The organism is Paenibacillus polymyxa (genome assembly GCF_018614975.1).
Classification (GTDB): Bacteria; Bacillota; Bacilli; order Paenibacillales; family Paenibacillaceae; genus Paenibacillus; species Paenibacillus polymyxa_E.
Map to the genome: position 1 here is coordinate 186,893 of NZ_JAGGNR010000014.1, position 13,927 is coordinate 200,819.

General features: G+C 39.3%; 12 protein-coding genes. 1 reads left to right on the forward strand and 11 read right to left on the reverse strand.

All coding sequences use genetic code 11. The features are described from left to right. Positions 1-16: 16 nt before the first annotated feature. The 11 genes from J7E78_RS14030 to J7E78_RS14080 all read right to left on the reverse strand — a co-directional run bounded on the left by J7E78_RS14030 (position 17) and on the right by J7E78_RS14080 (position 13,045). Positions 17-1,255 (reverse strand): SPRY domain-containing protein, encoded by a 1,239-nt coding sequence (locus J7E78_RS14030; RefSeq protein WP_215076844.1) that lies wholly within the window; start codon positions 1,253-1,255, stop codon positions 17-19. A gap of 60 nt (positions 1,256-1,315) precedes the next feature. Continuing rightward, entirely contained in the window at positions 1,316-2,482 is a 1,167-nt protein-coding gene (locus J7E78_RS14035; protein WP_215076846.1) for a discoidin domain-containing protein, read from the reverse strand. A 60-nt stretch (positions 2,483-2,542) separates the two neighbouring features. Further along, entirely contained in the window at positions 2,543-3,853 is a 1,311-nt protein-coding gene (locus tag J7E78_RS14040; protein WP_215076848.1) for a laminin G domain-containing protein, read from the reverse strand. 64 nt (positions 3,854-3,917) lie between these two features. Beyond that, positions 3,918-6,122 (reverse strand): discoidin domain-containing protein, encoded by a 2,205-nt coding sequence (locus tag J7E78_RS14045; RefSeq protein WP_215076849.1) that lies wholly within the window; start codon positions 6,120-6,122, stop codon positions 3,918-3,920. Further along, the gene (locus tag J7E78_RS14050) at positions 6,122-6,808 is read right to left on the reverse strand and encodes a hypothetical protein (RefSeq protein ID WP_215076851.1); all 687 of its coding nucleotides are present in this window, start codon (positions 6,806-6,808) and stop codon (positions 6,122-6,124) included. The genes J7E78_RS14045 and J7E78_RS14050 overlap by 1 nt, the downstream gene beginning before the upstream one ends. A gap of 4 nt (positions 6,809-6,812) precedes the next feature. Continuing rightward, the gene (locus tag J7E78_RS14055; protein ID WP_215076853.1) at positions 6,813-7,385 is read right to left on the reverse strand and encodes a hypothetical protein; all 573 of its coding nucleotides are present in this window, start codon (positions 7,383-7,385) and stop codon (positions 6,813-6,815) included. Positions 7,386-7,418: 33 nt separating this feature from the next. After that, positions 7,419-8,039 carry a hypothetical protein gene (locus tag J7E78_RS14060; RefSeq protein WP_215076855.1) on the reverse strand — a complete coding sequence of 207 codons (621 nt, stop codon included), beginning with the start codon at positions 8,037-8,039 and terminating at the stop codon, positions 7,419-7,421. A gap of 60 nt (positions 8,040-8,099) precedes the next feature. Next, positions 8,100-8,642, reverse strand: a complete 543-nt coding sequence (locus tag J7E78_RS14065) for a hypothetical protein (RefSeq protein WP_215076857.1) — start codon at positions 8,640-8,642, stop codon at positions 8,100-8,102. A gap of 20 nt (positions 8,643-8,662) precedes the next feature. Then, positions 8,663-9,424, reverse strand: a complete 762-nt coding sequence (locus J7E78_RS14070) for a hypothetical protein (RefSeq protein ID WP_215076859.1) — start codon at positions 9,422-9,424, stop codon at positions 8,663-8,665. Positions 9,425-9,570: 146 nt separating this feature from the next. After that, complete coding sequence (locus J7E78_RS14075; protein ID WP_215076860.1) at positions 9,571-10,329, reverse strand: hypothetical protein; 759 nt, start codon at positions 10,327-10,329, stop codon at positions 9,571-9,573. Next, complete coding sequence (locus J7E78_RS14080) at positions 10,310-13,045, reverse strand: RNA dependent RNA polymerase (protein WP_215076862.1); 2,736 nt, start codon at positions 13,043-13,045, stop codon at positions 10,310-10,312. Before J7E78_RS14080 ends, J7E78_RS14075 begins: the two co-directional genes overlap by 20 nt. Positions 13,046-13,314: 269 nt before the next feature. Between J7E78_RS14080 and J7E78_RS14085 the strand changes: the two genes are divergently transcribed. Beyond that, positions 13,315-13,893: a hypothetical protein gene (locus J7E78_RS14085; RefSeq protein WP_215076863.1), complete on the forward strand. Its 579-nt coding sequence runs from the start codon at positions 13,315-13,317 to the stop codon at positions 13,891-13,893. Positions 13,894-13,927 lie beyond the last annotated feature (34 nt).

Consider the following 13,927-nt stretch of genomic DNA (forward strand, 5'->3'; position numbering starts at 1 on the left):
AGTTCATTTTATTAGCTCATGTAATTGACGCTTTCTTTATTGGTATTTTAGCTGTGTCGATTTTCTGCTTAAACACTTTTCCTGAACCAATTTTTTTATTATCTTTAACCACAGACTTTCTTTCGATAAATTCCTCCTCTAGATCAATAATCATTCCTTTATCCATCCCATGTTCAAAAAAACTTGTTTCTGAATTGTCTACGGAAGATATGTATGTATCGAGTTCATACATACCTAAATCACCAATCGCCAAGAAGTCTCCAGCGCCTTGATTTGCAGTGACATTAATTCTGTATTTCTTATAAGCAACCTTATTTTTAAATTCGTAGAGACGATATTCCTCTACAGTAAAGTTAGGCTCATTTATTCTAGCATCAAGAACAATCCATTCTGATCCATCCCAACCCTCAAATGTCCAATTTTTTGGAGGTCTGTTTACAGGAGTAGTTCCTGCTTGAATTGAGTAGGCGGAGATTGTTTTAGGTGAATCAAATTCATAACTTAACCATCCAGTTAGAACATTGATATTAGCAACCCATCCATTTGGATCAACAATTCTATCAAATGCTTTCCATGGGTAAAATGTCGTATAAAACGAACTTGCATCAGCAATACCGTTCAGACTAGTGTTAGATATCATTGCAGGAATAGCATTATCTTTGTATTTATTTGTAATGCTGTAGTACTGGTCTTCTGACGAAATCAAGAACTTATAAGAGTACACCAAGTTGTATGCTCTATATCCACTAGGAACACTATATGCAAAAGGACTCGCACCAAAATTAATTGTTACAGTCTTACTACTTGAACTAAATGATCCCAAAGTGGGATAAACTTCTCCTAATTCCTTTACATTAGTGTGACTAACACCAATACTAACACCATTCTTAATAAACTCTAATGTTCCATTGTCAAGATCAAGTGCGACACCAACAACATTCCCAACATCCCACACTGTACTGTATGCTGTATTTTCTGGATACTTGTTCCCGCTATTCCCATAATAAGTTCTCCACATTGAGCTATCTGCAACAATATTCCCTGTTAAAGAGAAGGATTTGTTGGATACTCCAATATGAACGTTTTTTACTCCAGCATCATATTTAACCTCCCAATACCATTTTCCATTGGACTTGCCGTGTGTAGCACGAATAGCACGATAATCAGTTGAGGTGACTATGGTAAGATCTCCATTAGATAATGTGAACCCTGAACCCATATCTTTTGGGTTTAATGCAACTGGGATTGTTTCCATAAATGAAACATCTCCTTTCAAAAATAAATAGAACACACCATATAGATGTGCTCATAAAATCTAGCCTAATATAATCTTGTGTGCTTGATACTTAGACCTGTCAATATTGTGTTTAAATATTTTTCCTGACCCTAATATACTATTGTTGCTATTGTGAAATGAACGTATCTCTAATTCGAAATGCATATCGATTTCATCTTTAGTGTTACGCCCATAATTCAAGAAGTTTGATTCTGACATAGTATCTAAAAACTTCATTTTTGGAAATTCCAATATTTCATACACTAACAATTCTGCAACCTGTATTATACTACCACCATTATTGCTAGATATATTAATTCTATACATCTTATAACTGGTTGTATTTTTAAATGAGAAGCTTCTGACCTCTCCAAGTGTCCAATTAATCTGATTTATTTGTTCGTCCAAAGTTGTCCAATAAACCCCATCATTTGAACCCTCAAATTTCCACGCTTTAGAATTGTTTTCGGCTGTGTATCCAATCAATGAGTATTTCCCAATAACTCTCGGCTGAGCAAACTCATACTGTAAAGTTATTGGAAATGATGCTGTAGCATACCACGTTCCACCTACATCTCCGTCAAATGCCCTATAAGGAAATGATGGGTTGTTCGTGCTACTTGCACTTGCCACACCAGAAGGAGCTGTATTAGCTGTCATTTTTGGAATTACAGTGCTGTCGCTATGCTTTAAGGGTGAAACTGAATAAAGATTATCTTCTGATGAAACCAAAAATTTGTTGTAAAATGCTCTTTCATACATTTCCAGACGACCAACAAGAGTGAAACTAGAGTACCCATTGTTTGCTGTTATATTTAGTCTGTATCTGGTATAGCTACTCTGATTTTCTATCTCATAATTCTTTTTCTCACTTTTAGTGAAAATTTGATTAATTTGCGTATCCAGTACAGTCCAATTAGTTCCATCATCAGAACCTTCAAAAGTCCAATTCTTAGGTGCGGCAGTTATAGTTGAACCAGTTGTCGCTAACACTGAATATTTTTCTAGCTTCTTAGATTGTCGTAACATAATCGCAATCCAACCTGTAACTCCGCGTGATGCCCATTCACTATTAGACTCGTTAAACGCCACAAATGGGTCATTTCCTGATCCGAAGTAACTACTCGCACTCGACGTGTAACCTAATGTTGAATTACTTGTCATAATAGGGATAATGTTTTCTCCATACAACTTCGGAATAGCCATTAAATCATCTCCTTTCAAAAACAAATAGAACACACCATATAAGATGTGCTCCTCGTAAATTTAACCAAGCGTAACTTTGTCTACTCGACGTTTCGACATATCAATTGTGTGTTCAAAGGTTTTGCCTGATCCTACTGACTTTGTATTAGTGGAGATATCGTGCATTTCTTCAAACGATGTTAGTTCAATTTCACCATCTATACCATACTTCATAATGTCGCTCTCGTTTACATCGTCTAACATTTTTACTATAGGAACTTCAATGATAACATTGGTTGCTATGCCATAGTCTTCGCTTCCCATAGTATTTATAACAACATTATTTTCTAGTTTTTGTTCAAATCGATAGAACGCGCTCATTTTTCTTGTGATATTGTCGTATCTCTCCAATTGATATTGCTCCCCAGTTCCAGAGTCATATCCGCTAACAAAAATGATATCTTTTAAATTTGTATTGTTTGAACCACTGCCAATATGCATTGTTCCGCTGTCAGCAATTTGACTTGCTTGTCTCATACTAGTCCGAGTAGCGTCAGGGTTTGTAAGATCATCGATATAAATATGCATTGTGTTTCCAGAACTATTTCTAGTAGTTTGAAAATAAACAACGACATCGTGCCATAATCCATCATTTACAGTTTTAGCTGATTGCAATGTCCCATTGCTGGCTCCTGCCAGTGATACATAAAACCCTCCTTGATTCAGTTGTATAGTGTAGATTACTCCTGTATCATTCCAACTTCTGAATAGTTGACCAGTTGATTCCCTAGTTTTAATGCGAAACATTATGGCGGTTCCATGATTGTTTCTCATGGATCTGCTTGCAGGGCTTATCAATATATTAGAATCAGTTCCGAAGTGCGCGCCTTGATTTTCAGTAATCGAATAATACTTATCACCTGATGAAAGTAAGATTCTACTTGAAGTTGCAGTTTCAATGAACCATTCGGAATCCAATCTAAGTGCAGTTCCATATTCAAATCTATATCGTCCCGATGGAAGATTCGGTATAGTTTTCTCCCACTGTGTTTCAGCAATCTGAGTCACTGTTTGAGGATAATTATTTGTTACATCTACATATGACGATCCATTCCAATACTTAATTTTTAATGAGCCTATGTATTGCTTCCAGCCAGTGGTTCCTGATCTCCAAATATTCACTTTTGGAGTTGATATATTTATCTCAATGAAGTTATCCGCAGTCTGCCAATACATTACCTTCGGAGTGTTCCATTCATTTGGATTATTTCCATCAAACAAACCGGGCAACTGCACTGTTCCACCTGAACCTTGAGACCCCACCAGTGAAAGTACTTGATATGAAGCTTCTTGTCCTAGATTTAATATGTTGGGCTTTGATTTTCCAGCCATTAACCCATCTCCTATATAATTGAATCATTATATTACAAACAAAAAGAAGTAGAACATTCAAGCCCTACTTCACACTTACATTTGTTATTTCAAAGTACTTTTTCAAATCAATACTTCCTTTGAACAATTTACCTGATCCTAGTGATCCATTGGCAGTCATGGTCTGAACGAAAACTTCGTTTTTTCTATCTAATACAGATAGATCGTCCATTCCTTCATTAATAAAAGTGTCTTCTGAAGGTAAAGTTGCGGAAATTGTATTCCACGTTGAACTTCCTAACTCGTATATCTTGTATTCGCCATTAATTTTTAAAAAGTGCTTTATCATAAGCATATTTGGTAACAATATCATTGGTCTAAAACCCATATTAGTTGTACCAGCAGTTCCTTGAGTTGATTGCGCCCAAGTTGAATTGCTATTATAACCTCTAGCGGCTCTACTGCCTGAGTTTGGACCCGTTGAGCTTACCCAAGAATATGTAGGAACATTCCAATTCCATACATTGTTATCGCCAGCAATGATCGTTCCATCCAATGTTGAGTTTACAATATACTTATCCCATTCGTTATCTTTATCTGTAGTAGATATACCACCCGTTAAAAGTCTAATTGAACTCGACTTAGTGGTTATGATTGGGTCAGACTCCCAGAATTTAAACTCTGCAAGCCCTGTATTGACAACACCAATAGTTGCGGTTCTATAGGCTTCCGTTATATAAATTCTATAATAACGAAATGCATTTTCATTGTTAAAATCGAAAGCACTGATAACTCCTGCCGAAATGCCTGAATCAATTACCGATCTTAAATCGATCCAGCTAATATTATCGTTACTTCCTTGGATGATAAAATTTTTAGGCGAGTAGTTGTATGTGTGACTAAATCCAGACAAGCCAATTCTGCTTATAACCTTTTCGTTTCCCGCTCCAAAATCATATCCTATCCATTGAACACTTGCCACAGCATCACTATACCAATAGACCGAACTACTTGAAACTATTCCATCAAATGCTTTATCTGGTGTTCTTGATGCATTAAGTGAAGTACTTGCAAAGGGAATTCCCAGTAACTCTGTTGGACTTAACTCTCTTTCGAAGATAGTATCTATACCATATACCATACCATCCTTATTAAGAGCATCCCAACTGATTAGATTCTGTACATTTCTATCTGCGATTAATTTTAAATCTCCATTCCAATTTTCTACTACAATAAAATAGAAGTCTCCATTTGGAGTAGAGATAGAGCCTGATGTGGGTATAAACGAGGAATTTTCCTTCCCTAAACCACTAAATGTACCCACCGTACCAGAAGTAGAAGCTTGATAATGACATCTGATGCGTTTCCCAATTTCAATTCCAACTATACTCGTGACTTCATCAGGGTGAAATAATCGACCATCCGAGTCAATATCTATGGCATCAAGCGCCATAAAAGTTGTCTTTGCATTTGTCGCTGATTCGCTGGCTCTGTTGACTATTTCTACTCGATGTCTTGCTTGAGTTAATCCAACAATTTCAACCTGAAGCACCTGTGCAAGTTCTGACCCTAATTGTGAATGTGTTCCATGCACTATACCATCAACGTAAACTTCGATTAGATCACTTCGATTGGTATATCTTGCTCCAATTAATCTTAGTTTAGTTCCCTCAAAGTCAAAAACAATTTTGTCACCTATTGTCGAAGTGTAATTAGAGTACCCATTGTATGCACCAGCACCAACACCGTTAGTGAAATTCCCAACATATTTAATCGAAGATATATTGTCATCATATCTTTTCCATCCAGAGTCATGGGCGGTTAATTGAGAACCAATTGTTCTGGTTAAATATCCATCTGAATCAATATCTATAGCATCTAGACCGAAGGCGGCGGCTCCAGCGTTCGTGATCCCTTTGAAGTCAAAAATCCTCACGGTATGCCTCCCATAAGGTAGATTCTTCCTTTCATACACAAGTGTTTGTACTTGGTTTTCAGTTGTTCTTGCTGTAAACATCTCCATCTCACCATCAATGGAGATACTCACGCTCTCTGCCCTATATTGGTTAGTAGATGAAGAAATGATCCTCACTTTAGTCCCCACAAATGAAAAGAGTACTTCTCCTATAGTAGATCCATTTGCATTGTAAGAAGACTTCCCTTGGTATGCACCCGTAACCGTAGTATTCCTTTGAGTGAAACCTGTATAGCTGATGAATGGTTCGGCATCGTCATACCTCTTCCACCCACTTTCTGGTGCAGTTAACTGGTCTCTTACAGTTGCCATCATTACACCTCCTTATAATCAAATACTGGACGAAAGCCCACTGCTACATTGGAGTAGTTAGAAGCTGTACTCCAAAATCTATCTTTGCTATTTGTTGTATTTTCAGAACGAACTGTTCTGCCACCCGTTGTCCAACCGCCTGGCACTGTTCCAGTAATCGGTATTGTCGTTTCCTTACACCATGTCATGCACTTAAAGTTCCATAAATCATTCAATGATTTTCCGGAAAAAATTTTATTTAAAGGAAAATTCACAACATACGTATCCCACTCATTAATCGTAGGCCAAGCCCCATAACCTGTATTGGTTGAAGTTAAAACTTTATTTCCACTAGCATCAGCATATGCAACACCCCCGCTTGGACAACGAACAACACCTGATGTTTCACTTATAATGCGTGGCGAACCTTCGACGAACTTATTGGAATTTAACCAATCCCATGTTGTCGTGTTACTTACGACTCTATCTGCTATTAGTAAACCTTTATCCACTTTGATCGCATACCAGAAGTATTTCAAAGGCATACTGGCTAACGGATTTCCTGTTAGCGGAATTTCTGTATAACCGGTCGTACTACCTCCAAAAATATATCCACTTGTTGTATTGTCGTACTTCCAGACAATATAGTCTCCGATCTCCATATCAGAAAGCTTTTCTCTCAACTGCCCTGTAGTCGCTGGAGCTGTCATAAAATCACCCCTTACTTACTCTAATTCTGTCTAATTTCTTAAATTTCGTATTTTCAACCTTCTGACGTAATACCATCCCTGTTGGAGTGTCCGATACTCGTTCCATGTTCAATTGATATATTCTCTTTAAGCCTAGTGAACCCGAATCGCTTTCAACAAAGGAGTTGTTGTACTTCCCGCCCTCTTCAAAATCGTCTATGTAGAAATTCGAATATTCCTTCTCAGAAAAAATCTCAATTTTCACCTTGGCATACTTTGCAGGAGATTTAGGAGCAGTCACATCTGCAAGAATTTCCTCATACGCCCCCCACTCGAAGCCATCCTCAGATGTACTCCAATAGATCTTGTATGCTGCGCCCCCCGCAACATCTACCTTTGCAGCCACACCTTTAAATGATGCGATCTTATCCTGAATTCGGATCGCAGTGGACTCCCAAAATCCAGTAGCAGGATAGATTGAATTCCCGTCCGCATCCTGGCTCAACTCTCTTAATTTCAATTTCTGATCCTGATATACCGTATCTCGAAAAACACCTACAGACAGATCTATATCCAGTGCAATTTCTTGAATCGCCATACTCTCACCACCTATCTCATCTCAAAATCCAACTCAACGAATGTCCCAGTTTATGATTCCTGCATGATTTGCCTTCAGAGGAGCTACGATTTGATCTATAACAAATCCATTTTTACGAATAACCAATTCCCCTGGCAGGTCCTGGTCTGAGGTGATTTTAATTTGGAGAAAGGCAGTTCCACTCAACGGCAGGGAACACACACATTGAAAGTTAATCTGCACATCATTCAAGTTCATCATTTTTTTGTAACCGAAGTTAAAACATTCAATCGTATTATTGAAAGCGCCCGAACTTCCAGGACCTGAGTGTCCACTCATATTCACATCTGAAGAAACATTCTTGAATTGAATGATGTCACTGTATAGAAAGGTCCTCCCCGTTAGCGGGTATTCTTGTTCGTCACATACGTAAGATATAGCGTACCGATCCGCATTAATATGAAATACACCGTTGGCAACATTGTGATACACGTGCGACCCTTGCCCGATCAATCCAAAAGAGACCAACTTTTCTTTGTTAATTTTATAAAAGCTGTTTGATTGTTGTGTCTGAAAATCGAATTCGCTTAAATAAGTACCATCATAGTAATCAGCAATCCATATATAAGCTTGAGATACAGGTGAACGTGTAAATTGTGTATTACCTAGAATCACAGGACTTCCCCCTTTTAAAAAGGACAGGCTGCAATAGCCTGTCCACATGATTGTTCCTTTTTACACGTAACGATAAGAGATACGTTTCTTGAACTGTTGCTTGCCACTTTTCGCATTCAGCGGTACTACACATTGAATGGACAGGGTCACATAGTTACCAGCCGCATCTTGAGGATTGCCATTGTTACTAACGCCCAGGATTTCTTTCGGTCCCGGTGCAAATGGGGTTGCATAAGCGGTTCCTGTATGATCTTTGGTTGTCTTGCCTGTTGTTCCGATGGGTTTGGAAAAATCCTTACCAATACGTGAACTTTCTTCTTCCAGGTCTGTCTCCCCCAAGGAATCAACCTGAACGTGGAACCAGTTATTCTTCACCACTTCTACATCATGAGCCTCCGTGTCACCAGTACCACCAGTCATATCTCGCGTTGTAATCGTGCAATCTTCCATTTTAGATACGTCCGAAGCACCATTCTTATTGTTCCATACATTGAAAATAAAAATATCACTTTTGCTATCCGCATCAATAACTTTGTAGTCAAAAGGGGCAATAATCTCATTACTATGTGTAGCATCCATCCATGAAATAATTGGTTGTGTCATTATATTCCATCTCCTTTTATTTATGTTCTGATCGTTAATTGAATCGTAAGATGTTGAATGTTTGAACCTGCTTCGATGATGTTGATTCTGAAGATATCTCCAGCCTCCACTTTTTTGGTCTCAAATGTAGCCTCACCGTCATCTTGATGTTGAAATGCTTCAAATTTCAGTGAACTCCCCATCACATCCTGCCAGTGAATGAGATCCTTGGATCGTTCAATTCTTATTTCAGTCGCGGTATCTCCAGAAACTCCACAGTAGCCCTTTACATGTAAAATCTCGCCATCGAATGGAAAGGGGGCTAGAATCCCCAGTACTTCCGGGTACACCCGTGATTCTTTGCAGAAGACCATAACCCGATCCTGTACTTCCAACGGAATCTCATTTAATTTCAGGTGTTCAGCTGTACTCATGAGCCCATCCATATCGGAATTAACCACCTGAAGGTTTTGACCAAATACATCAATCTCTACCCATGTCTGTCCATCAAAACGATATCTTTTACCATCCTTATACGTCTGTACCGTCCAGCCTATTTCAGGAGAAGGGTACTGCATACTTAACTCCTCAAAATCAGCAACCGGACTCTGGTACACAAGTCGAGTCGTCTGATAAGCCTCTTTTGCTTTTCCGGCAGCCTGTAAGGCTTCGCCAGCAGCCTCCAGTGCCCGCTTGATAGCGAGTTCAGTTTCGCCAGGATCTCCTGGCTGTCCCGGACCGCTATGTTTCACCGCTTCTCTAATTAAAGACTCTACATGTGCTAAAGTTATCCCATTTGACATAATTCACCTACCTAAGCGTTATGTAGCATATTTTCTTTATAAGACTGTTTCCAAGTTGATACCTCCCCCATAACTAGGAAACCTGTCTCTGGCATATCATTAAAGAAATTCTTGAACAACCATGCAAAGCATTGCTGTGTCTAGCTTTAGAGAAGTTTTCTAATTGGACTAATGCCAGCTTTTTTGCACTCCTTGCAGTATTTCATTCGGTTCGATTTTGCCAGCATCCGTTTTCCGCATACGGTACAATTTTTAATATTTTCTCCTTTCCAACGAGAGTACTCCAACACAAAATCATCGAAGCGAACTAACTGGAAGGCAACCTCACCATGCTCCGCAGCGAACAAAACCTGTACGTTAGTCGAATCGACGCGTTGACTTTCTTTGAGATACCCTAACTGAATAAGTTTGTGCACCAATAACCCCTGATCTTTTTTGCTTACGGCCATTTGACTATCACCGTAAATTTCTTTCCATTCATTATTAATCCAGTACGTATCATTTTCATTGATTCGATTATTAATCTTGCTGTAGACCAGTAAAACAAAGGCCAATTTCTCGAGTCGTTTACTTTTAAGTTGTTTGATCTTTTGAAGTTCTTCGAGTGTTACAGGTACATGATCAATTTCGGTTAGCGCACTCTTGTTGGCCTCCTCCCTCATCTTGATATACTTCTGAGACTGCTTAATGATACGATTGAGAAATGTATCCCACTGGACAGCATTGTAGTCTGGATAATATTTGGTCATAAACTGATTTAACAACGCATACGCATCTTCGGCGTTCTTCCCCTGTTCAAGCCCGTATTTAGCTAAACAAATCAACGTTTTGGTTGGCTTCTTATCCATTCTCCCATGTGCAATTGCTTGCTCGGCATGATGACGTTCATTCAGAATGATTTTCAAGACGCTGCTCCTTCACATGCATTTGGGTCATTTTAAAGGTTCTTCCCGCGTATTCAATATCGCCATCCTGATCTCTAACCGGATAATGGATAATATTATTATTGCTGAGCAATAGATTGCGAATAATCTGATCCCCTGAGACATCCCATACAAATTGCTTTGATTTCTCTGCATTTCGATAACACATGTCCACAATCATATTGCACAGATCTTCTTCGTTATTGCAGATCTCCAGTGCCTGCTCCTTAAAACGTGACACAAACAACTGCCAGCGGGCCGATCTTTCTTCCTTTTTCACCTTGCTCTTGCGCAGATTGGTCATATAACTACGTAGCTCTTCGTTATGCATCTGATATAAACGTTGAATCTCTTTATAACGAGCTTGGGAGTATTTTTTGGTACTCATCAATATCGTATGATCAAACGGACTCTCGGACTGTTTTAGCTTTAACTTGTTGAACTCGTCTTCCACTTGATGGCATAACCGGTTCATCACAGAAGGAGCCGTGGATACAGGCATTCTCTGTTCATACTGTGCCAGGAACTGTTCCTGATCCGGAGATAGCTCCTTTTTCGAATACAATTCATCCACAGTCATGCCAAATAACTGCAGGCACTTCTGACTCGTTTTTTCTACATAGGTGGTATATTCTTTTTTCTGTTCCGGGTCATTGTATATGAAAAAATAAGGCTTCTTGTGTGCTACCATTTTCAAGGCAGACTCGTCCGATACCGCAGCGCGAATATCATACCAGTGCTTCGGCATTTTTTTACATTCTATACCTTTAGCCTGATCAATGGCATTTTGTTGATAATGCTGACCACATTGAATTCGGTACATCATTTCCTGATATTCTGCACTATGCTCCTCATAATTGGCTAATACATCAAACATCGACGTGATTTTGTTCGTTGTAAAACCGATCAGATCACCGAAGCTGTCTTTGTTGGCCTGGATCAGATCGTTTTCATCCGGAATTTTTTGGGCAGAGGTTTTCTGTACACATACAATCGCATCAAGCTCCTGAATTGCCCCTAGAATCGTTTGGTTATCTGTAGTTAAGACCTGATCACTATCCATATCTGCACCATTTAAGGAATGCGTCGTCGTATCCCATGAATTCAAGATCGTGACCGTGTTCATATAACGATACCAATGCTGCATCTCATCTGTATTTTGAAAACGAAGCACCTTGATATTGTTATGACAAGTCATCGGAGCTCTGAAGCAAGCTACGCGGTCCACATGGCGTTCATTCCAATATCTGGAGTAGAATTCACCTGAACTTAGCAATCCTGTTAAAGGCAAGCTAAATATGCTCTGACACAATGTATAGGGATCGCCAGATATAATGCTGAAATTGCCTTTGACTCTCAGAACTCCGATCTTGGCTTCATTCATTCGCTTACGTATTAAAGTATGAATTTTGCTCCGCACAAAAGGATCATCTATAAGTCGCGGGTCTACCATCAGCCCTTTAATATAATCATCTGGACTATTTCTATAATCGTTCTCATGGATGTGAATTCCTTTGAGAAATAACAGTGCCTTGCGATAGTCTTCACCTAGCACATCTTTAATCGAGTCTACCGTAGGACGAATAAGTTCACCAATCTCGTTATCATCCAATTGGAGCGACTGAATAAACTGGTAGTTTAAATGTCGCTCATCCTCCAGTTCTTCGGGTGTAACCTTCGTTACGCTGAACGTGTAGCCATAATAACCACAACATAACAGATATTCGTCGATACTGTTGTATGAGCTCCATAGTTTAAGCATGGACGTTGTGATGATCAGGTCTACCTCTCGAATATCCACAGGATTACCCCAGGCATCGTCCACCATATACTTGCCTGCAACTCGATAAGCAAATTCGTGATAATCAAATGTAAATACCATACCTTTACAGAAGCTATTACGAATACAAAATCCACTCGGGATATATGCATGTCCCAGCTCGGTTGCCCATCGTTCACTAAGTGCAGGAGAGATAAGACCAAATCCGTCACTCATATTCATCTGAACAGGCTCATTTTTCCTATTCTCAATGCGAGGGTATTCTGTCTCGGAATCATCAATCTGAATAATATCTGCTCCAAATTCGGTTATGCAATCCTGAACAACCAATACACGTTCGGGATGTGACACAGGCGTGCTTGTACTGCATGCCAGGGCCTTATATGCCTCCAGTTTGGCAGGAACCAGCTCTTTATTGGCATCTCTGCCGTTATTCAATCTTTTCTCCAACAGCGAATGAATATCCTCACTCACATAGATGACCGTTGAACTTTTGGCTCCACCTGTCGTAGCCAATAACCGCTTATATTTTTTGCCGTTAATAGAGAAGGCTTTCGATGAATTCAGCCGGTCATAGTCTTTATTATTTTCAATGACCACCAGCAAGTAATCATCGGCAAATTTCAGATTTTTCAGTTCTTCATGCAATTTCTTCATTGTTCTTTTATGTTCAGCATTGGTTTTCAAGGCTTTTAATCGCTCTATTTCCAGCTTGATTCTAGCCAGATCTTGTTCCCTCTCCTTGTAGCCTCGAATACGATCTATAAAACGAAACACCTGATGGTTTCCAATAGATGCCACTTCTCCATTTACTGTCGCTTCTTGATAAGTAAGATGCAGATCATAATCCGCTTTTCTAATTCTGGAAGATGTAATTTTATAAACGTATCTCAATCGATCCTGATATGCATTGCCCATTTCCGATTCCCCCTGTTGCTTCCTGTCCTGATTAAATAAATTATAGATTAGACACGCACGACTGGCGCAGGCAAACAGGACGATCAAGGGATGAAAAAGGAAGAATATTTGTTCTATTCTGGGGAGAAATTAAGGGGCACTCCGGGACTATATTCATTTTGTTTCGGCATATTTCTGCGTCTCTGGCACTATGATATTTTCCTTTTTAATGATATAGTGAATTGAAGCGTTTTTTTGAGCTGACATACTTTTTAACGGGGCTGGGATGAATGAAAGAAACCTTATCCAATCAAGAGGACATCGGCTTTTTATTTAATGTCGATATACTTATTAAGAGCCGCTCAAATGCATTGGCACTGCAGTCCCTGTTGGAGTTCATAAACAAAGAAGAACAAATTGCGGACTTTCGGATTCAATCCGGCATAGAGCTAGGCAAAATTATTGAAGCGACACTCCAGTCCAAGAAGGACTCCTTCGTCACACTTCACAACGAACGTAAAAAATCACAAGCTATCGCAGCACAGAAGGCGTCCACTGCAACACAGATACCTGCCTCACCTGCTCCAGCCAAAACACAGAATCAGCAAGAAAAACCGGTTAGCGAGAAAAAGCCTGCCACCCAAACATCCAATGTTTCCGAAGGAAATTCGTTTGACGCGTGGATAGACACGCTCATTAAAGAGAATAAACTCACCCGTATTGTTGTCAATAACAAGAACGGTAAACATCAGAGCATTCCTTGCCGTATTCTGAATTTTGATCGAGATACCAGTATTGTGAGCATCTACCATGTCGATGAAAAACAGGTGTATACGTTCCGAACCAATGAAATCGATGAGTTCCTGTAACTAACTTCATCGGATTAAAACAAAAAGCAACTTG